Here is a 20791-nt window from a genome sequence, read left to right as displayed (position 1 = left end):
TGGCTGGCAACAAAAATGCACTACCAGCCAAGACTGAACAAGTGCCCCCTTGTTTTAAGAGAGGGTACTTTAAAAGTTCTAATTACGCTTTAATTTGGCCAGTGCATCTGCCATTGCCGTATTAAATACGGTTTTCTTGACTGGCTCAACTTTCTTAGCCTCGGGTTTTTTCTTGTGCTCCATCTTTTTAGCTGGAGGTTGTTTTTTCATTTCAGCAGTTTTGGTAGCTTTTTTAACGGGTTGACTCACAGGCTCATCTTCCAATTTCATACTCAGGCCAATCCGTCTTCTTTCTTTATCCACTTCAATTACTTTTACAGTGACAATATCACCGGCTTTGACTACCGTACGTGGATCAGAAATAAATTTATTCGTCATTGCTGAGATATGTACCAACCCATCCTGATGCACGCCTATATCCACAAAAGCGCCAAAGTTCGTTACATTACTGACGACTCCTTCAAGAATCATGCCTTCATGCAGATGTTCGATGTCTTCAACGCCTTCTTTGAACTGGGCAGTTTTAAATTCCGGCCGAGGATCACGACCAGGTTTTTCCAATTCACGCAACACATCTCTTATTGTGGGCAAACCAAATTGCTCATCAACAAATTGTTCTGCGTTAACACTATGTAATATTTCTTTGTTACCTATCAACTTTTTAATGTCAACGCTCTTCTCGGCGATAATTTTTTCGACCAGAGGGTATGCTTCTGGATGCACGCAAGAGGCATCTAAGGGATTATCCCCATTCATGATGCGTAAAAAACCCGCAGCTTGTTGGAACGCTTTTTCCCCCATACGCTGCACATGTTTTAATTCCATCCGGTTTTTGAACGCACCGTGTTCATCACGATAAAGCACGATATTTTTGGCCAAGGTCTCATTCAGACCAGAAACATGTGACAATAAGGCAGCCGAAGCAGTGTTTACATCAACACCAACCGCATTCACGCAATCCTCCACAACCCCATCCAGACAACGCGCTAAACGAGTCTGATTGACATCGTGCTGGTACTGACCTACACCAATGGATTTTGCCTCAATTTTAACTAATTCGGCGAGAGGGTCTTGAAGACGGCGTGCAATAGAGACAGCTCCCCTTAAAGTCACATCTAAATCAGGGAATTCCTGAGATGCAATTTCCGAAGCAGAATAAACCGATGCGCCTGCTTCACTCACAATAACTTTCGTTAGTTTTAAATCAGGATACATTTTGATCAGATCAGCAACCAAACGCTCCGTTTCGCGAGAGCCTGTCCCATTACCAATACTGATTAAGTTAACCTGGTATTTTGCAGCCAATTTTGCCAAATCCGTAATTGCCTGATGCCATTCATTTTGGGGAGCAAAGGGGAAAATAACCGTGTAATCCAATAACTTGCCCGTTGAATCAACAACAACCACTTTGACACCGGTGCGGATACCTGGATCCAGCCCAATGGTAATTTGGGGGCCAGCTGGTGCAGCCAATAACAAGTCACGTAAATTTCTGGAAAATACTTTTATGGCTTCTTCGTCCGCCATCTCGCGCAGCCGCGTAAGTAACTCCAGTTCCAGCTTGGTAAACAATTTTACTTTCCAGGTCAGGCGTACTGTTTCCAGCAACCAACCGTCAGCTTTTCTTTGCTGGTCAGCAATGTTGAAATGGGCTGCCAATTTGCTCTCACCATAGGTTTGGTCCTGTTCCGGCAAAGTAAGGCTTACTTGTAACACGCTTTCCCGGCGGCCGCGGAACAACGCTAAAGCACGATGGGAAGGAATTTTTTTAATCGCTTCAGAATAATCAAAATAGTCTGAAAACTTGTTCACAGTTTCTTTTTTCTTGGAACTGCCTACCGATTTAATAATTCCGTGACCCCACATGTATTCGCGCAGTTCATTAATCAAGTCGGCATCTTCAGCAAAGTGCTCCATAAGGATATGACGAGCGCCTTCCAGAGCCGCTTTCGCATCCTCCACCCCAGCTTCAGGGTTAATAAATTGCAGGGCTTGTTCTTCGGGGTCTAAATCCGGATTTTTCCAGAGTGCCTGAGCAAGCGGCTCAAGGCCCGCTTCAATGGCAATTTGGGCCTTGGTACGGCGTTTGGGTCTGAAAGGCAAATATAAATCTTCAAGACGGGTTTTCGTGTCTGCAGCCAAAATGCTTTTTTCAAGCTCTGGAGTTAGTTTTTCCTGCTCGCGGATAGACTGCAAAACGACAGCACGACGCTCGTCCAATTCACGTAAATAATGTACGCGTTCATCAATAAAGCGTAGTTGTACATCATCTAGACCTTCGGTTGCCTCCTTGCGATAACGAGCAATGAATGGAACAGTTGCCCCTTCATTAAGCAGACGAATGGACGCTTCTACCTGCGCTGGTTTAACTTTAAGCTCTTGCGCAATAATCGCAGCTAATCCCAACATCTCTTGAGTCATTTACATCCCCGTAAAACATAAATAGATAACAATTGATTTCCCAACCCTAAATCCCACAGGAATAGTGCTGGGTAACTCGTTTAAAAAACCGCCACATTATTACTCAACAGTCACTGATTTGGCAAGATTACGTGGCTGATCCACATCGGTACCTTTAGCAACAGCAACATGATAAGCCAACAGCTGCAATGGAATCGTATATATAATTGGAGCCAACCATAATCCACAGTATGGAACTTTAATTAAATGGGTACCATGAGCTTGCCAGTTTTGTGTACTGTCACCAAAAACAAATAACTGCCCGCCACGAGCACTTACCTCGTGTAAATTTGATTTTAACTTATCCAAAAGTTCATCATTAGGCGCCACAGCAACCACTGGCATGTTTTCATCAACCAAAGCCAAGGGACCGTGTTTCAACTCTCCGGAGGGATATGCCTCGGCGTGAATGTAGGAAATTTCCTTCAATTTTAAAGCACCCTCAAGGGCAACGGGATATTGAACGCCGCGTCCTAAAAATAAAGCATGGGCTTTATTAACAAACAGAGAAGCAAGTTCTTCGATTTCTTCATTCATCTGTAATGCACGTTCACTGCATGCGGGTAGTTCTTGCAGTTGTTTTAAGACTTCTTTGGCTCGTTCATCATGGCAAAGAGCCGCAGACAACATCAAGAAGGCCACCAATTGCGTAGTGAATGCTTTAGTAGATGCCACGCCAATTTCAACTCCGGCACGAGTTAGAAAAACACAATCCGCCTCTCGTACCAGGGTACTTGTTGCCACATTACATAGAGCCAAAGTGGCTAAATAGCCCAAACTTTTTGCTTTTTGCAAGGCAGCGAGCGTATCTGCGGTTTCGCCGGACTGGGAGACGGTAATAAATAAAGTATCTTTAGGGACTACAACATCCCGATAACGATACTCACTGGCGATTTCAACCTGGGTGGGCAATCCCGCCAAAGATTCAAGCCAATATTTGGCAATCATGCCAGCATGGTAACTGGTACCGCAAGCAACAATATGGATTTGCTTCACCATTGGAAATATATGGGAAGCCCGGTCACCAAAGCTGGACCTAAGTACTTCAAGACTATTTACCCGACCCTCCAAGGTATCCGTAAATACCTTGGATTGTTCAAAAATTTCTTTGAGCATAAAATGCCGATAAGGTTCTTTACTTACAGTTTCAGCACTACTCGTCAAAGGATGGAGAGGGCGTTCAACAAGCGTTTTACAGGAATCATAAATTAATACACTTTGGGAGGTAATAAGGGCACTGTCACCTTCTTCCAAATAGACTACCGATTGGGCGAAAGATTTTAATGCCAAAGCATCAGAGGCGATAAAATTCTCTCCTATCCCCAGGCCGATAACCAACGGGCTGCCTTTGCGCACGGCAACAAGTTCCATCGGTCGATGTTGGTGGATAACCCCCAAAGCAAAAGCTCCTTCCATTTCCCCGGCTGCAGTGGTAACTGCATCGAGCAGATTGTTGCTTTGTTGGTAATAATAATGAATTAAGTGTGCAGCCACCTCTGTATCGGTTTCAGAAGTGAACTCATATCCCTTCATCATTAATTCATGACGTAATTTTTCATGATTTTCAATGATTCCATTATGCACTAATGCAATTTGTCCATGAGACAGGTGCGGATGAGCATTCTGTTCCGAAGGTTTGCCATGAGTTGCCCACCGAGTATGAGCAATACCCGTATGACCCGCGATTGCTGTTTCCTCCATCGCATTAGCCAGGTTCTGTACCTTACCTTGGATACGTACGCGTTTTAATTGTTCTTGATTATCAATTACTGCAATGCCGGCAGAATCATAACCTCTATATTCCAAACGGCGTAATCCTTCCAGTAAAATTTTACTGATATCCCTTTCAGATACAGCCCCCATAATCCCACACATAAACCTGCTCCTCGTTTCAACAACCGCACATGAACGATATATCAATAAAAAAAGGGCAATTATGCCACAAACAAATACAAATCACTAACATGAATTCGTAACGAGTTAGAGAGGATGCCAGCGTAAATTATCCTAATAAAATCAAGTGCGAAAGACAGCCAAAAAGGAATTGCAAAAGAAAGCCCGGGTGACAGACATTCCGGCACCCAGGCTACGTTACAAAATACCTTAGCGGCAACCCACCTATTCTATAGGATTTTGACAGGTTACGTCATATCCATGGTACTTCATCGCCTTACATACTTCAAAAGCAAGCAATCCATGAGCTCGGGTACTTGGATGGATTTCATCCCAGAACAAGTAAGTATCCGGTGTATCACACACCTGATAGTTTTTGTCTCCGGCGGCAAAGCTTGCATCTCTGTACTGCAGGACTTGAGCGTAGCGTAATACAAAGTTATTCGCGAAAGGTGAATTACGGAATGAATCATACATTGGAAGCTTCACATCAATACATGCTTCAGTGGTATTGGTAAATCCATAATTCTCCGGATTTTTTAAAGCTTGTGACAAATAATCCCCCATGTCGATATAGAGGAAATTCGCATCAGGATAAATTTTTTCCCATTCTTTCATGCGGTTTTGCAGGCGCTCATTATGCATATCAATTGCATTATTCAAGACCCCTCTATCCGTGGTGTGCACCATACGTGGTGTATCCCCTATATGAGGCAGACCCATAATTACAAAACGGCGTGCACCTGCCTGCATTAATTTCATCACCGCAGAACCGGCACCGGATAGGACATTATCTACATAGGTACTCATCACCTCAGTGTTGTAATTATCTTCAAAGAACAGGACATTAATGTAATCATTGCTTCCCGAGAAAATGAAAAACACGGTTTCATTACTGAGGGTTGGATGCTCCAGTAAATACGCTTGAACGGTTAATCCCAGGCTTGGGGGAACCAACTTGCCTACAATCAGATTTTTGATTGTTCCTAATGGGTGGCGAATCAAATTCCATACCGTCAACTGGTAATCATAAGTTGCGGTCCAGCTTCCACCAAAAGCCCGATTTAAATAAACCTCTTCATCTGCGGGGGAAATGGAAAGCATTTTCGCTAAATATTCATTCCACACCTGCCCATTAGAGAAACGTGCATTCCAATAAGGTTTTCCTGGTAATACTGGCACTAATTTAATTTTGCTAACCAAATTGGCGATATAAGGGGCCAGCTGGTTATCGAAAAAATCAGTAACCACTGCGATTCCTGAATCTAAAACCATCTGCGGTACATAGTATTCTTCTGCAAACTCAACCATCTTGTTAAGTACAAATACTTTAAAAGGTGCTACTAGAAAAGCAGGATCTTCTTCTTGGCGTAAACTTTTAAGTAAATGGGTAGTATTTCCTGTATCCGACAAACTGTCGCCAAAAACAACCATTGTTTTTACTGGGGTAGCGGCAAAACTCATGAATGGAACAAAGAAACAAAAGATAAAGAACCAACGCAACTTCCGATTGTAACGTGCCATATTATCTCCTTATAAAGCCTGCAGAATGAAAAAAAACACAGGGGCTTTGGTATATAACAGTATGATCGCTGGTTAGTTTTTGTCAACGCATTTAGTTAATTTTGTTTAATATTTAAACGCAGCATGGAGTGTATTTAATTAAGGTCTATTGATTAAATTCTGTGTAAATGGTAATTTTTGCCGATTATTTTTGTTTTTATTTCAGGTAGTACCATGAAAAAAATAGTGATTGCTTCATTTTATAAATTCGTTTCCCTGGAAGATTTTGAAGCCATGCGCGAACCTTTGCTTGCCAAAATGCATGAAATTGGAATAAAAGGAACGATCATTTTAGCTGCTGAAGGAATCAATGGAAGTTTTGCAGGCTCCCGAGAGCAAATGGATCAATTCTATGAATTTATTCATGGGGATGAGCGTTTGGCTGATCTTCGTTTCAAAGAAACATTCGATGATGAAAATCCATTTGAAAAGTCCAAGGTCAAACTTCGTAAAGAAATTGTGACTATGGGTATAAAAAATATCGACCCATTGAAAAAGGCAGGAACCTATCTGACGCCTGAAGAGTGGAATCAATTAATTCAGGATCCGGATGTGGTTTTAATTGATACGCGTAATGATTACGAATTCGAATTAGGCACATTCAAAAATGCCGTCAATCCCAGCACCGAAAACTTTCGTGATTTTCCAGAATATGTGCGTGAACATTTGCTTGATAAAAAAGATAAAAAAATTGCAATGTTTTGCACTGGCGGGATACGTTGTGAGAAATCCACTGCCTATTTAAAGGATTTGGGTTTTGAAAATGTGTTTCATCTCCATGATGGGATTCTCAATTATATTGAAAAAATGCCAAAAGAAAAATCGCTTTGGGAAGGACAATGCTTTGTTTTCGATAATCGGGTGGCTGTTGATGATCAATTAAATCGGGTTTATCCTCAATTACCACTTGATTACAAACACGATCGCGTCAAAGAATAATTATGACAAATAAAAAACAATCCGATTCAACCATTGTGTTGAATCGAAAAGCAGGCTTCAACTATTTCATTGAAGATCAATATGAAGCAGGCCTTGTTCTTGAAGGCTGGGAAGTGAAAAGCTTGCGCGCAGGGAAAATAAATTTATCTGACGCACATGTTATCATTAAAAACGGGGAAGCTTATTTGCTTGGTGCTCAGATTAACCCTCTTATAACCGCATCCACGCATTCTATTCCTGATCCAATACGTACCCGGAAACTCTTATTAAATAAAAAGGAGTTAAACCACCTCATTGGCAGCGTCGAACGTCAAGGTTACACCATAGTTCCACTCTCTTTATATTGGAAAAAAAATAATGTAAAGATTAAAATTGCGCTGGCCAAAGGGAAAAAAGAGCATGACAAGCGTGACACCATTAAAGATCGGGAATGGCAAAGAGACCGTTCGCGCCTAATGAAAAAAACAGGGAGAGATTAATTGAATACAGGTGACTTAATATCCGATTTTGCATTCACAGCAACGAGCGGACTCAATGCTCGACTGAGCGATTATCGAGGCCAATATGTCGTCCTCTATTTTTATCCTAAGGATTCAACCCCAGGATGCACCACAGAAGGACAAGATTTTCGTGATGCCTATCCCCAATTTCAAAAATTAAATACCCAAATATTTGGAGTTTCTCGAGACAGCCTAAAATCGCATGAGAATTTTAAATCCAAACAAAACTTTCCCTTTGAACTGATTAGCGATCCAGAGGAAGTCTTATGTCAATTATTTGATGTAATCAAGATGAAATCCATGTATGGAAAACAAGTCCGTGGAATTGAACGCAGCACCTTCCTTATTGATCCCCAAGGGAAATTAATAAACGAATGGCGTAAAGTAAATGTCAAAGGGCATGTGGAGCAGGTGCTCAGCGCTCTAAAATAAAATATATCTATCCACTTTGTTTTGCATGCTTTCCGATAAAGTCCCAAAGAGTTCCTAGTGCTTGCAAAGCACAGCATGGAAAGCAAGGCGAGCATTGCGCATCCGACCAAGATGAAATCAATATGCTTTTTTGTTGCACTGTAGTAAATGGATATAAAAAAATATTATTCTTGACTGAGTCGCATCCCCTAAGCAGAATGAAGGAAGCAATCAAATAATTGTAACTGAGGTGAAAATAAAGCCGCACTGCCTTTAATTTTTAGCAATTCTTGTCATATCCGCATACGGTAAACCGTTCTTAAAGCGACTTTGAAATTCAGTAAGAATTGATCCGGGGATGACATGTTTATCAACAGCGGCTTAAACTTGATGGCGGTGATGCTTGGCTTCCCTCAGGGCTATATGTTTTTAATCACAAGGTGAATTTATGGATAATAGTAATACCCGTCTGAAGCTGTTTGTACTGGATACGAATATTTTAATGCATGACCCCACCGCCATTTATCATTTTGAAGAGCATGATATTTATTTACCAATGGTTGTTTTGGAAGAATTAGACAATCATAAAATGGGTACATCGGAAGTAGCGCGCAACGTGCGGCAAACCAACCGTATGTTGGTGGAACTCATGAGTAACGCCACCCACGAACAGATCGTCTCGGGATTGTCCATACCCAATTATTTGCACTCGGATAAAAAAAAGTGCAGCGGCAAACTTTTTTTTCAAACTGACGAATTCAACCAGGTTGTCCCCTCTACTCTTCCAGGACATAAAGTAGATAATACAATACTTGCTACAGCTTTGGGATTGCAAAAAAAATATGCCGGAAAAAAACAAGTAATTATTGTATCTAAAGACATCAACTTGCGGATCAAGGCAGGAATATTAGGAATTCTTGCCGAAGATTATTACAGTGATCAGGTACTTGACGATGTTAACCTCCTACACAGAGGCTTGCACATTCTCGATAACAATTTCTGGGATACCCATGCTAAAGATATGGGATCGTGGCAAGAAAGCGGTAAGACTTTCTATAAAGTAACTGGTCCCTTAATTCAGCAATGGAATCCCAATGACTGCATTAGCACTGAAGATGATCAATTTCAGGCCATCGTAAAAAAATTGGAAAGTGATCATGCAGTAATTCAGCTAGTCCGTGACTATACCAAGCATTCTGTTTGGGGAATTCACGCGAAAAACCGTGAGCAAAATTTCTCCCTGAATTTGCTCATGGATCCCGAGATTGATTTTGTAAGCTTACAAGGGCCTGCGGGAACCGGAAAAACATTACTCACGATTGCTGCAGGCCTAACCCAGGTCTTGGACGAAAACCGTTACACAGAAATTTTAATGACACGGGTGACCATCCCTGTCGGTGAAGACATCGGTTTTCTTCCCGGTACTGAAGAAGAAAAAATGACACCATGGATGGGAGCATTAATGGATAATCTGGAAGTTTTACACAGTTCCCAAGTGGGAGGCAGTTTCGGACGCGGGGCCACCCAGGATTTATTGCAAAACAAAATTAAAATTCGCTCATTAAATTTTATGCGCGGGCGCACCTTTTTAAATCGTTACATCATTATTGATGAAGCGCAGAACTTAACCCCGAAACAAATTAAGACGTTGGTTACCCGTGCAGGTCCCGGATCAAAAATTATATGCCTTGGTGATATCAAACAAATAGATACGCCTTATTTAAGTGAAACAACATCAGGTTTAACTTTTGCCGTAGATCGCTTTAAAAATTGGGAGCATAGTGCGCACATGAGCCTAACCCGTGGAGAACGCTCAAGGCTTGCATTTTATGCTGCAGAGCATTTATAGTATGCACTTTAAGGATTTACCATGACTGATCATGCCATCACTTTTGATGACGTTCTCCTTGTTCCCTCATACAACCACCACGAATCAAGAAGAGTAGTGGAAACTACCAGCACGGACAGGTTAGGAAAGTTAACCTTAGAGCTCCCTGTAATCAGTTCAAATATGGATACGATTACAGAAAGTGCGATGGCTAATTTCATGGGCTCTAAAGGCGCCATGGGTGCCTTACACCGTTTTATGAGCATCGAGGATAACATCGCCGAATTTAAAAAGTGCCAAAATAAAGTTTTTGTTTCTATTGGCTGTACTGCTGCAGAACTGGAACGCGCGGAAGCATTACGCGATGCAGGTGCTGATTATTTTTGTGTGGATGTGGCCCATGCGCATGCCAAATATGTGGGTAAAACTCTAAAAAGCTTACGCCATATACTTGCTGACCGGTGCATTATGGCGGGTAATGTCGCCACCTATGCTGGAGCAGATTATCTTGCGTCCTGTGGTGCAGACATTATAAAAGCAGGTATTGGTGGAGGTTCGGTATGCAGTACTCGAATTAAAACCGGTTTTGGGGTCCCCATGTTAACCTGCATCCAGGATTGTTCCCGTTCCGATCGCTCTATTGTCGCTGATGGCGGAATTAGAACCTCCGGCGATATAGTTAAAGCCCTAGCCTTTGGTGCCGATTTTGTCATGATTGGCGGCATGTTAGCAGGAACTTCTCCCACGCCTGGGGAAGTCATTCAGAAGGAAGATGGAACCAAAGTAAAGCGTTACCGCGGAATGGCTTCCAAAGAAGCCCAGGAAAATTTCTTGGGTCAAATGCATGAATGGAAAACTGCTGAAGGCGTAGCGACTGAAGTACCCTTTAAAGAAAATCCTGATGCAATTATTGCCGACATTGTAGGCGGATTAAGATCAGGACTAACCTATGCTGGCGCGGATACCATTAGTGAATTGCAGCGTAAATTAAATTATGTAGTTGTCACCCAAGCCGGCCGCCTGGAAAGCCTACCTCATAAATTATTGAGCGGAAATTAATCGTTTAGAAAAGGTGAGCGCCGTAACCTGGAATTCTTAGGAATTCCAGGTTACCGCTTATTTAAGTGCTTTTTAACGCATTAGATAGTGTTGCTTACTGTTGAAGTGACTTCTTCTTCCATCGATTCTGTTGGCGCGTTGGATACACTGGGTGTAGTTGAAGGAGCAACCGTATCGTAGTTTTCTATGGATCCCACTGATTGTTCTGCTAAAAGACTAGGAGTTGTACTACTATCTGGAGGTCCATCAAGTTGAAAATCTTGAACCTCTTCCTCAACCTCAGAGAATGTTTGTTCATTATTCGCATCTACGTCTTCCTGAGTTTCTTGCTTTTCTACATCCATTTCCTCATCTTTTTCAATTTCGTCTTCTTTTGTATCCTTAATTGAAACCTTCTCATCCATTGCAACGTCTTTTAGTTCAACAGTTTGATCAAGATTTTCCTTCTTGCCAATATTACTTACTGCGGCAGTGGCTTTTTCTATAGCACCCACAATTCCCTGGTTAATTTTGTCAGGTACAGAAGTCACGGTATCTTTAACAGAACTCATAGTGTCCATGAATTTCGTAACTGCTTGACCAGCGGGTGTCTTCTTGAAATCGTCTAGCTTGGAATCAATTTGATCGGAAATTGCTTTTTGGAGCTCGTCTTTCTTTGCACCTATAGCATCTGACAACCCCCCTAGAGCTTTCCCTATCTCTGAGTTTTTTACTTTGTCCAAACCTTTTTGAGCGACCCCTTTCAGGGCATTATTTATGTCGCCATTAATTTCAGCAACCATTTCACCCAGCTGCTCATTAAACTTCACCATGGGATTCTTTTTCTCATCATCTTCGGATGTAGGCTTGGGTTTAAACGGTTTAAGGGGTTCTGGCTCTTGCTGAGCTTTTCCTTCATCCTTAGCCTTTGCATTGGGCTTGGGTCCATCAGAAATCTCAGGAGTGATAACCTGTGGTTGTGGTGGAGTGGGTGGTGTAACAGATTGACCAGGAGTAGTAGTTCCTGGTGTTGTGCTCGTAGGTTCAGTCTTTTCAGTACCCATTGTCTTAACCTCTATAATATCTGCACCTATTATATATAAGATAGCACATTGAAAGGAACATTGCCTTTAAATAAATAGCGCAGATTTAAATTTTTCAGATACACTAAATCTTAACAGGATTAATTACTGGTGAATTATATTCACCCAGAATTTACACTAATTTTGCAAAATAACACTGTAATAAAATGGAATACTATAATGATAAATCAGAATGATTTTCGCTATATGCGTCGGGGCAAACAACTGCTTGATTTAAAAAAAGAAGATTTTGCACTTCTCCAACCATTTCATCAGCGAGGAACACACAAAAAGCATGCTCTGTTGCTTTTACACGGATTTACTTCCTCTCCCGCGGTTTATCGCTACTTGATACCTCAATTAAATCATTATGATGCATTAGTTTGTCCTGCATTACCCGGACATGCCGAAAGCATTACTGCTTTTGCCCAATCCACAGCCGCAGATTGGTTAAATTGTGCCATGAAAGAATGTGAAACCTTGTTTAAGGAATATCAAAAAGTGGATATTCTGGGGCTATCTCTGGGGGGGCTGCTGGCCTGCAAGCTAAATACAACGTTCCGCTTCAACCATATGTTCCTTTTAGCACCGGCCTTAAGACTACAAATGAATATTTATAAGAATCTAAAATTGCTTGCTGTACTTAAAAAGTTGGGATTTTGTGAGCTACGTGGTCAAGCAGGTAATATGCTAACTAATCAATATGCTGAAATATCATTCAGAAGAATTCCCATTCCCGCACTTATTGAACTGTTTACCATGATTTCCGAATACCTTTGGGTAGCACCTACTTGCCCGGTCGATCTATTCCTTGGCGCGCAGGATACCGTTGTTGCCTCAGTAGAAGTAGAAAAAATGTTTTCTCATACGCCAAATACAACCATACACTGGCTCGAAAACTCGGCACATGTTTTGCCCCTGGATAACGATCTGGAACAAATTACGCAATGCATCAACCAATATGGATCTCATAAAGAGAAGAAAAGAGCCTCGTTCCCGGATAAGTAAATAAGGGCAGATAATTGCACTTAAGGCTTCTTATCTGCCTTGAAGTGGAGAAGGTAAAATATTCCCAAGAGGGAATGAAAGACCTCTCCCCACTATAAGTGGGGAGTTTGAGGCGAGGGTTAGTGCAAGATTAAGGAAATTGTTTGTTGTAGCGAGTAAAATCTTTCAGCTCAGCCTGATTCCACTCGCGCATATCCAATACCGAACCATCAAAAGCCATAAAGTCTGCCCGGGTATTGGGAAGATTAAAATAGTAGATATCACTTGCGTCAGTGGCCAGGTTACTTTGATGTTTCGCTACTGAAATTTCTGCAACAGAATGACCGTGTGTCCTTACAAAACTGCGTTGTGCACGTAAATAACGCCCTTTAAATCGTGCATTTCCCCAGAGCTCAACATCCAGCCTGTTTACTGCCCCAGCCAATTGGATCGTCGATTTCTGCTTTGCGCGTACAGTCAAGGTATCCGTCTTAACCCAATACAAACTGAGCCAGGCATCTCCAAACATCGTTAAGTTGGCTAAATTGGCAACTCCCTCAAGCTGAACTTTCGGGCTTCCCTGTAAATGAATCTGTAAGTTTTGGCTGGAAATGCCCCCAATTTGGGTTAGGCTGCCCTTCCCTTTGATATCCAGCACTCGCAAGCCAATTGATCCACCTAATCTGACTCTTCCGGTATCGACCAAATAAACATCCAACACACTGGTATGTATTTGGTTTCCAGTAATTAAAGGCACGCCTTGAGCCATTAAGCGATTGAGGAACTGACCTCTGACATCAACAGATACAGGACCATGGGAAGGATATCCTTTACCCAGAGTCACATGTAATGTGTTGTGTACTACCTCTGTTTTAATTGCAGCTAAATCACGAGCGTCACCTGATAAAATCACTTGCGGCTTTTTATATCCTGTATGCAAAGTGACGTTGAGTTGTCCTTGCAAGACCACCTGATTAAAAGCTGCAACCTGCCTGGCTTGTTTCGTCTTTATTGCTGGCGGCAAAGAAGCATTAGGTTTATTGCGGGGCATATGATGCGCACAAGCAGTTAAAAAAAAGACAATCAGAATCAATAAGTAACACCGCTTTTGCATAGATTTCATTCCTGGTTCAATAATTCCTCTACATTAGAGTAAGTTCCAACAATGTGCAAGGTCGATCATAAGGCCTGCGCTATTGACAAGTCTTATCATCCATAAACTATTTAAAGCCCTGGAAATTTGGGCACTATCCAATGCAGTTTAATACCAGGACCCTTTATTAAAATTGGAAAGCAATACCTGAGCAGGGCAGGTATCATTCACGGGAGAATCTGGAGCAGCATCGACCAGAGACTCTAAAGATTCATTAAAGGGAATTAATGCCGGTAGCTGAATATAGACATCAACCAGGATACCATTTCTGCAGCCTAGATAAATTTTTCCCGAATTCTTTTTACCAAATGTTTGCACCACCATCTCTCGCAAAACGCTTAACGGTACCTTTTGTCCTTGGTGGTGAGTTATATATTCTCCCAAAACCGAATGGTCGGCAGCTTCCGCCAAACGCATTGCCAAGGAAAAATACTCATCAGCCGACAAAAGCTGGCAACTCCCATGCTTGTTCCATTCATGACGTTCCAGACAACTCCCATAATTATAACTGGGCATCATTTTTTTTAATTGTTCAGACACCTGAGATGATAAATTTAAGGGGGGATACGCACAGTGATGTGATTTTTGTTTCACGCCGCAAAATCCGTATCGTTGGCCACAGGAATACTGATTAGGCCATAAACCATGTAAGGTGAGATGGTGGGCCTGATAGGAGTTTTTAGGCAAATGCATGCATTCTGGCTTGCCAGCTTCATATCCGTAAGTTTGACAAAAACCAGGTTGCGAACTGAGAGCAAGAACATAAGAATCGGAGATTCCCGCCTGCAAATCGCAGGCATCGCCGAATTCTACAGAAGCGACAACGTTGACAGAAAATACAAGCAACAACAGGGTAGTGAGCTTTCGCATCAAGACACTCCAACCAGGCTTCTTTTGAACATTATACATAAGAAGAGGAGGAAATCCATGATTAAGAAATTGAAAATAAAAGGTTATTTATGTCGGGGGTCTATCTGCCTGCAGAAACCTTACAGGAGGCTGTACCCGGATTAACTGCGCTAATCGAGGTACAAAGCATTAGGAAAAAAAGCAAAAGTTATTTCGTCGGAATAAAATTATCGGGAATATCGCTTTGATCATCCCTATTTTCCAATAAACGTTCCTTTTCGTCCGATTTTTTGCCCCACCAAGATAAAAGTCCAGAATGTTCCGTTTTTTGAGGTTTCGGTGTTAAAATCTCCGTACAGAACTGATTATACTCAGTCTCATCAAACTCCCATTCCTTTTTTTCCTTAGGTTTGAACCAGCCATCCACAAGAAGTTGAGAAGCAATCGCCAGCGCTACCGCAGCAACAAGCACCGCTATACCAATCCCCAAAGGCACAAACATTAAACTGGCAAAAACGACTGCAGGAACAAGGGCTTGTATAAATATATTTCGTGCTAAATTGACTGATTGATAGATCATTGTCTGTTTTTGATATTCAGTTTCTGCCTGGCATTTTCTAATTTCCAGGTACAGTAATTTTCTTTCATCTGCTTCCAGATCGTTCTTATTTTTTAATAATTTAATTAACCCTTCAATTTTGTCCTCAGCATCCTGTTTTTGGTCTTGTATTGTCTTATAGGTTTTATAAAGCTCCAAACCGCCCTTGGCTGCGTTATAAATAACCGTCAATGCAAAACAAAGTACCGCCCCGACAATACCCATGGTAGCTAAAGCAGGGGCGGCTATAGGCATGAAGGGCATCGTTAAAACAAAAAAAGCCGCCATTAAGCCCACAGCATAAGCAATATTAACGATCAAGGAGGCCTTTTGCAGCTGCCAATCTTTTTCACACTGTAACTTTTCACGTCTTAATGTGCTTATTTGCATCTCTAGTTGACGTTTAGCTTTCTGCTCATCTTCCTGAAGTACTCCTTTATTTTGTAACTGGTGCAGTTGCCTGGTCAATCTTTGTAAATCTTCTTCATACTGCTGCATGGCTTTGGTATGTTTTGTGGATTGCTCGGCAAAATCCCATATGCTTATGAGGGTATCAAAAGCTAAAAGTGCGAGGGTAACTGCATCTCCTGCAGTACCCAATACGCTTTTTCCAGTCAGCCAGAAAAAACAGGCTAAATTAGCCGTTCCCCAGATGGAATCATTTAATAAAATGAATTTCCTGTTAGACCATTGGGTCAGGAAGCGCTCTTGCCAGGGGGTATTTATTTCTTCCTCACTCATCCATGGTCCTCTAATGGTATGTCTGAGTAATAAAGCGAGATTCATAAAAAAGCGGGCATAATATAAAATCCAGCTTAGGTTCCCAGTATAAGGATCCGGCATTTTAATCGTGCCAGCTGCTTGTTTTTGATAAAACTTATCCTCTGGAACCAGGCTAATTAACGTTTTTATTAAAGATGAGCCCCATACCCAATACAATCGTTTCTCATTTAGGGCATCCATATATTTTCGAATGGTTTTGGTGGTACCACTTGACAAATCAGCTATATTTTCGGCCAACAATTGACCCACCGGAATGCCCATATATTTTAAAGGTTGCGCATCGGAGACCTCAGCGAGTTCCGGAGATTTTTTAAGTCGTTCCTGATAAACAGGATCGAACTCTTTGAGGAATCGCAAACATCGGGAAAGATGTTGGTCATATTTATTTTTATTTTCTGTCTTTTTATAATCTATTTCATGTTTTTGTTGTGCTGCCAAAAGCAAGGCAGTAATTCTTAAATCAAATATTAACTGTTCTTTTTGTGCCGGACTCAAGTATTTAAACAAGACGGGATCAGCATTATCCAATATCCCTAAATAAAACTCTAATGATGGAAGAAAATCATCACTACGGCGACTCGCAAAAGCGCGCCCCGTAGCCGACCTAATATAATCAAGCTCCTTTCCGCCAATTCGTTTGTAGGCTTCTGACGCCGAATTTATTAATCGATTATAATGAGTTTGATCGCGCAGATATTGACGGTATTCAGGAGATTTAAGATATTCAGTATATTCAGGAGTATTTTTCCTGGCATCAGTTTCTGGTTCTTGGGGTTCTTTCAGCAGGCTAATTTTTTGTTTTTTGAGATCAACATAGAAAAGCGTTTCATTTTGTAAAACGACTGCATGATCATCTTTGATCAGGTCTTTAAGGGTATTAAAATCAACATCGTCAAAATCAACCAGATCAGGCTTGATCTCGATAAGACCACATCGAGCTCTGCTGTATGCAAGCAACTCGTCAAAACTCAAGTCAACAATATTTCGTTTTTCTTTTAATGAATCGCGAAGAAAGGATTGAAGAATTGAGCTGCTCGTTGCCATAATGCCACCTCTGTGTTCATGAATTCTGGCGACTAATTCATTTTAATCACAGTAAAAAAATAAGATGTTCTTTTTTATAACATAGCACTAATTTTAAAAACAAGATGTGCATACATTGATTTACACAATTGAAACTAAAATTTTCGTATAATAAAGTTATTTGATAGGTAATTAACTGAAAGCCGAGTCATCGCCATAAAACCCTATGATAAAAGATACATCCTTTTTCCATTATGACCCGACAGTAATTGATTTTAGGAAAGTTCGCGTGCATAAATATCATCAAAACGCTTGATATCATCTTCTCCCAAATAAGAACCACTTTGCACCTCTATCACATAAAGAGGTTCATTTCCGGGGTTACTTAAGCGGTGAAGTGTATTTTGCGCTATATAAGTGGATTGATTAACCGATAAATAAATGGTCTGAGTATCATTAATTACTTCTGCTTTTCCGGAAACAACCACCCAATGCTCAGCACGGTGCTGATGCATCTGCAAGGATAAACGAGCTCCTGGTTTCACCATCAGCCGCTTGACTTTAAATGAAGCACCCTCGGCTAAAATTTCATAATATCCCCACGGCCGAGACACCCGTTGATGATCCTGGGTTACTTGATGGTGTTCTTTACTTAGAGAGTTAACCAAATCCTTAACTTGCTGCGAATACTGCTTGTCGGCAACTAAAACAGCATCCTGGGTGGCCACAATAATTTGATCCTGAACTCCAATAGCGGTAACCAGGATATCTGTACTGTGAATCAGGCAGTTATTACTTTGCTGAGCAATTACTTTACCCATCATCGTATTTCCGTCTTGATCGGGTGTATTGGCATCAGCTACTGCAGACCAACACCCTAAATCGCTCCATTGCATCGAAACGGGGATTACTGCAGCCTTATTTGTTTTTTCCATAATCGCATAATCAATAGATTCGGCCTCACAGCGCGAAAAACATTCTAAATCAAGCCGTAAAAAATCATGATGATGCTGGGCCTTTAGCACAGCTTGCTGACTAAAATGATAAATATCAGGTTGATATTCAGCCAACTCCTGGAGATAAACCCCGGCTCGACACACAAACATGCCGCTATTCCAATAATAATTTCCGCTGGTAATAAATTCTTTCGCCAAGGTAAGTGCGGGTTTTTCCCTGAAACTTAAAACCTGTCGCACTTTGTCTGTCAAGGGTGAACCTGCCTCTATATAACCATACCCGGTTTTAGGACTATCCGGCTCAATTCCAAAAGTGACTAACGCCTGATGGGCTGCCGCAAATTGCGCTCCAGTCAACATAGCTTCTTTCCATGCTTTATCATCTGCAATCCAATGATCTGATGGAAGAACCAACATGATTGCATCAGGACCTGCTATTTGGGATAAATAATGCGCGGCGCAGGCAATTGCCGGGGCTGTATTGCGGGCACAAGGCTCAAGCAGATAAGTCATCGAATGAGTTAGATGCTTTAATTGATCCTGACAAAGGAAATAATGGGCATCATTACTCACAATAAGGGGATGGGTGCTTACCAGAGTCTGTGCTCGTTTTACGGTTTGTTGCAAAAGGGAAAGCTCACCATTTAAGGCCAAAAATTGTTTGGGATAATTTTTTCGGGATAACGGCCATAAACGAGTTCCAGAACCTCCAGCGAGGATAACAGGATAAAGAGTAGTCGTCATAAAGTTCCATGTTATGGCATAATTTGCGCATTCTATCAGCATTTTTAGCCTAAAAAAAGGTAACTTTTTTAGCAGCCGGGGCAAAAAGCCCCAACCTGTTTGCAATAGCTGGCGTGCAATCCTGCAGATCAAGGTTTTCAATCCTGTCAGAAGATAATGGGATTTAGAAATTTAATTTGCGGGACTCATTGAAAAGTTACAAAATAGGCACAATTATTCCTGGGAATTTATATCATGAAAAAAGCGGTAGTTTTACTCTCTGGTGGCCTGGATTCGACAACTTGCTTGGCTTTCGCGGCTGCAAAAGGTTTTTCCTGCTATGCGCTCAGCTTTTCCTACGGGCAAAGACATTCTTTTGAATTAAATGCCGCCCAACGAATTGCCAAACATTATAATGTGGTAAAACATCATATCGCCACTTTGGATACAGAATTATTCCAGAATTCTGCCCTGACTGATTCAACTATAGAAGTCCCCGCCTTTGAGGGAAGCACCGAGATCCCGGTGACCTATGTCCCTGCCCGTAATACCATTTTCTTGGCGATGGCTTTAGGTCTTGCAGAATCAATAGGCGCAAGAGACATTTTTATTGGTGCAAGTTCAATCGATTATTCTCATTACCCGGATTGCCGCCCGGAGTTTATTGAAGCATTTCAAAAGTTAGCCAATCTGGCTACTAAAGCCGGGGTAATGGGCAATCGCTTCTCCATTCATGCCCCCCTACAGCACTTAAGCAAAGCACAAACCATCCAGTTAGGAGTAAGTCTGGGCGTAGACTACAGCTTGACCGTTTCTTGTTATCAGGCAAATGAGGCGGGTGCAGCATGTGGTGAATGTGACAGCTGCACTTTTAGACGGCGTGGTTTTAAGGAAGCCGGGGTTGCCGATCCTACTTTATATTACCCTTCAACTCGCAAATAAACGATACATATTAAGAAGAATCTAATTAAAAGAGAAACATGTCGAAAACATATTTGCCTGAAAAATATACAATGAGCACAATAAACAAATTTATTGTTCATGAATGAAACTAAATAAACTAAAAAATCAAATAAATTTACACTTTTGTTACAACAAATTGACCATTTTTGATTCACATGTAGCAAAAACATTGCTATCATCCGCCCTGATTTATAACCTTGGAGAAAACTATGAGTTTTAAAGATATTGCAAAAAAAGTTTTTTACGCACCCGCCAATGCTTTCAGCGGTATCGCTAATGCAGTGTTAGGCCATACACAAATTACTACACACAATGAATTCGGTAGACAATACTCTCGCCCAAAAATGGAGAACAAACCCGGTTTAATCGGTTTGCTTGCTGAGGGTATCAAGACTGTTAGTCGTTCAGCTGCAAACTTTTTAGCTAACCACAAACAAGCTATTGCCACTGCATTTTGGGCTTCTTTAGCTGTTGCTGGTGCTGCTGCTCTTACTTTATTCTTGTGGCCTGCTGCTTTAACTGCGGTTGCTACTTTCTCTGTCTATGGTCTGTCTATTGCTGCAGTTGCTGGTGCTAATGCTCTTGCACAAATCGGTCTTGCTGCTGGATTAGCTGCTGCTGCTACCTCTGCTGTAATCTATACTGGTGCTGCTGTCGGTAATTTTGTTTCTTGGATTGCTGACTGCTGTAAAGGTCTGAAAAGCAAAATGGCATCTTCTATCCCTGCAAGCAAGGCACCAACCAAAACTCAAACTGATGCTGAGCCTGAACTGAAAGGTGGAAATCCTTACGCATCAAGCAAATTACAAACCACAGATGCCCCTCAGGTTCTGCAATTCCCTCATACTGCTACTGCACCAACTAACTACAGCAGTCCAGTTCCAAGACAACCTGTTACTCAGACATTTGTTCCAACAACAGATGCTCCACAACAAGACGCTCCCCAAGAGTTTAAGTTTGGTAACAACTAATAATAAACTTCTCAAAAGTACCCATTAAACGCGGCCAAGGCCGCGTTTTTATTTGCGCGAATTTTTTCTTT

16 protein-coding genes are annotated in these 20791 nt (G+C 41.6%); 8 read left to right on the top strand and 8 right to left on the bottom strand.

Annotation, left to right across the window (positions count from 1 at the left end; all coding sequences use genetic code 11):
- Positions 1-78 precede the first annotated feature (78 nt).
- The 3 genes from KYQ_RS00770 to plaC form a co-directional block, all read right to left on the bottom strand.
- Entirely contained in the window at positions 79-2421 is a 2343-nt protein-coding gene (locus tag KYQ_RS00770) for a Tex family protein (protein ID WP_010652313.1), read from the bottom strand.
- Positions 2422-2520: 99 nt separating this feature from the next.
- A complete protein-coding gene (glmS, locus tag KYQ_RS00765) occupies positions 2521-4335 on the bottom strand; it encodes a glutamine--fructose-6-phosphate transaminase (isomerizing) (RefSeq protein ID WP_010652312.1) in 1815 nt (604 codons plus the stop codon).
- 243 nt (positions 4336-4578) lie between these two features.
- Positions 4579-5877: a lysophospholipase/glycerophospholipid:cholesterol acyltransferase PlaC gene (plaC, locus tag KYQ_RS00760; protein ID WP_010652311.1), complete on the bottom strand. Its 1299-nt coding sequence runs from the start codon at positions 5875-5877 to the stop codon at positions 4579-4581.
- A 213-nt stretch (positions 5878-6090) separates the two neighbouring features.
- Here plaC and trhO point away from each other — a divergent pair, with 213 nt between their 5' ends.
- From trhO to KYQ_RS00735, 5 genes are all read left to right on the top strand, one after another.
- Complete coding sequence (gene trhO, locus KYQ_RS00755) at positions 6091-6855, top strand: oxygen-dependent tRNA uridine(34) hydroxylase TrhO (RefSeq protein WP_010652310.1); 765 nt, start codon at positions 6091-6093, stop codon at positions 6853-6855.
- Positions 6856-6857: 2 nt separating this feature from the next.
- On the top strand, positions 6858-7334 hold the full coding sequence (gene smpB / locus KYQ_RS00750) for an SsrA-binding protein SmpB (protein ID WP_010652309.1): 477 nt from the start codon (positions 6858-6860) through the stop codon (positions 7332-7334).
- Positions 7335-7787 (top strand): peroxiredoxin, encoded by a 453-nt coding sequence (locus KYQ_RS00745; RefSeq protein ID WP_010652308.1) that lies wholly within the window; start codon positions 7335-7337, stop codon positions 7785-7787. It begins immediately after the preceding gene.
- A 427-nt stretch (positions 7788-8214) separates the two neighbouring features.
- Complete coding sequence (locus tag KYQ_RS00740) at positions 8215-9615, top strand: PhoH family protein (protein ID WP_010652307.1); 1401 nt, start codon at positions 8215-8217, stop codon at positions 9613-9615.
- 21 nt (positions 9616-9636) lie between these two features.
- A complete protein-coding gene (locus tag KYQ_RS00735) occupies positions 9637-10653 on the top strand; it encodes a guanosine monophosphate reductase (RefSeq protein ID WP_010652306.1) in 1017 nt (338 codons plus the stop codon).
- Between the two features lie 80 nt (positions 10654-10733).
- On the opposite strand, the gene KYQ_RS00730 is transcribed toward KYQ_RS00735, so the two are convergent.
- A complete protein-coding gene (locus tag KYQ_RS00730) occupies positions 10734-11696 on the bottom strand; it encodes a hypothetical protein (RefSeq protein ID WP_010652305.1) in 963 nt (320 codons plus the stop codon).
- A gap of 198 nt (positions 11697-11894) precedes the next feature.
- Between KYQ_RS00730 and KYQ_RS00725 the strand changes: the two genes are divergently transcribed.
- On the top strand, positions 11895-12722 hold the full coding sequence (locus tag KYQ_RS00725) for an alpha/beta hydrolase (protein ID WP_010652304.1): 828 nt from the start codon (positions 11895-11897) through the stop codon (positions 12720-12722).
- A gap of 130 nt (positions 12723-12852) precedes the next feature.
- Here the strand turns inward: KYQ_RS00725 and KYQ_RS00720 are convergent, their stop codons facing one another.
- The 4 genes from KYQ_RS00720 to KYQ_RS00705 form a co-directional block, all read right to left on the bottom strand.
- Positions 12853-13815 (bottom strand): GIN domain-containing protein, encoded by a 963-nt coding sequence (locus tag KYQ_RS00720; protein WP_010652303.1) that lies wholly within the window; start codon positions 13813-13815, stop codon positions 12853-12855.
- Positions 13816-13962: 147 nt separating this feature from the next.
- A complete protein-coding gene (locus KYQ_RS00715) occupies positions 13963-14724 on the bottom strand; it encodes a ribonuclease T2 family protein (RefSeq protein WP_010652302.1) in 762 nt (253 codons plus the stop codon).
- Between the two features lie 187 nt (positions 14725-14911).
- Positions 14912-17128, bottom strand: coding sequence for a hypothetical protein (locus KYQ_RS00710; protein ID WP_010652301.1), 2217 nt, complete (start codon positions 17126-17128; stop codon positions 14912-14914).
- Positions 17129-17382: 254 nt separating this feature from the next.
- Positions 17383-18807 carry a mannose-1-phosphate guanylyltransferase/mannose-6-phosphate isomerase gene (locus tag KYQ_RS00705; RefSeq protein WP_029488944.1) on the bottom strand — a complete coding sequence of 475 codons (1425 nt, stop codon included), beginning with the start codon at positions 18805-18807 and terminating at the stop codon, positions 17383-17385.
- Positions 18808-19041: 234 nt separating this feature from the next.
- On the opposite strand from KYQ_RS00705, the gene queC reads away from it, so the two are divergent.
- Positions 19042-19728 carry a 7-cyano-7-deazaguanine synthase QueC gene (queC, locus tag KYQ_RS00700; protein WP_010652299.1) on the top strand — a complete coding sequence of 229 codons (687 nt, stop codon included), beginning with the start codon at positions 19042-19044 and terminating at the stop codon, positions 19726-19728.
- A gap of 230 nt (positions 19729-19958) precedes the next feature.
- Positions 19959-20720 (top strand): hypothetical protein, encoded by a 762-nt coding sequence (locus KYQ_RS00690; RefSeq protein WP_010652298.1) that lies wholly within the window; start codon positions 19959-19961, stop codon positions 20718-20720.
- Positions 20721-20791: the final 71 nt, after the last annotated feature.

It is taken from the genome of Fluoribacter dumoffii NY 23, assembly GCF_000236165.1.
Lineage (GTDB): Bacteria > Pseudomonadota > Gammaproteobacteria > Legionellales > Legionellaceae > Legionella > Legionella dumoffii.
The sequence above is the reverse complement of the archived record's forward strand: the minus strand, read 5'-3'. Positions and strand labels throughout refer to the sequence as shown.

Excerpts from the sequence above, each read along its gene's own strand:
- plaC (WP_010652311.1), bottom strand. The coding sequence starts at position 5,877 with ATGGCACGTTACAATCGGAAGTTGCGTTGGTTCTTTATCTTTTGTTTC.
- KYQ_RS00725 (WP_010652304.1), top strand. The coding sequence starts at position 11,895 with ATGATAAATCAGAATGATTTTCGCTATATGCGTCGGGGCAAACAACTG.
- KYQ_RS00720 (WP_010652303.1), bottom strand. The coding sequence starts at position 13,815 with ATGCAAAAGCGGTGTTACTTATTGATTCTGATTGTCTTTTTTTTAACT.
- KYQ_RS00690 (WP_010652298.1), top strand. The coding sequence starts at position 19,959 with ATGAGTTTTAAAGATATTGCAAAAAAAGTTTTTTACGCACCCGCCAAT.
- smpB (WP_010652309.1), top strand. The coding sequence starts at position 6,858 with ATGACAAATAAAAAACAATCCGATTCAACCATTGTGTTGAATCGAAAA.
- trhO (WP_010652310.1), top strand. The coding sequence starts at position 6,091 with ATGAAAAAAATAGTGATTGCTTCATTTTATAAATTCGTTTCCCTGGAA.
- KYQ_RS00735 (WP_010652306.1), top strand. The coding sequence starts at position 9,637 with ATGACTGATCATGCCATCACTTTTGATGACGTTCTCCTTGTTCCCTCA.
- KYQ_RS00710 (WP_010652301.1), bottom strand. The coding sequence starts at position 17,128 with ATGGCAACGAGCAGCTCAATTCTTCAATCCTTTCTTCGCGATTCATTA.
- KYQ_RS00715 (WP_010652302.1), bottom strand. The coding sequence starts at position 14,724 with ATGCGAAAGCTCACTACCCTGTTGTTGCTTGTATTTTCTGTCAACGTT.
- KYQ_RS00730 (WP_010652305.1), bottom strand. The coding sequence starts at position 11,696 with ATGGGTACTGAAAAGACTGAACCTACGAGCACAACACCAGGAACTACT.
- glmS (WP_010652312.1), bottom strand. The coding sequence starts at position 4,335 with ATGTGTGGGATTATGGGGGCTGTATCTGAAAGGGATATCAGTAAAATT.
- KYQ_RS00770 (WP_010652313.1), bottom strand. The coding sequence starts at position 2,421 with ATGACTCAAGAGATGTTGGGATTAGCTGCGATTATTGCGCAAGAGCTT.
- queC (WP_010652299.1), top strand. The coding sequence starts at position 19,042 with ATGAAAAAAGCGGTAGTTTTACTCTCTGGTGGCCTGGATTCGACAACT.
- KYQ_RS00705 (WP_029488944.1), bottom strand. The coding sequence starts at position 18,807 with ATGACGACTACTCTTTATCCTGTTATCCTCGCTGGAGGTTCTGGAACT.
- KYQ_RS00740 (WP_010652307.1), top strand. The coding sequence starts at position 8,215 with ATGGATAATAGTAATACCCGTCTGAAGCTGTTTGTACTGGATACGAAT.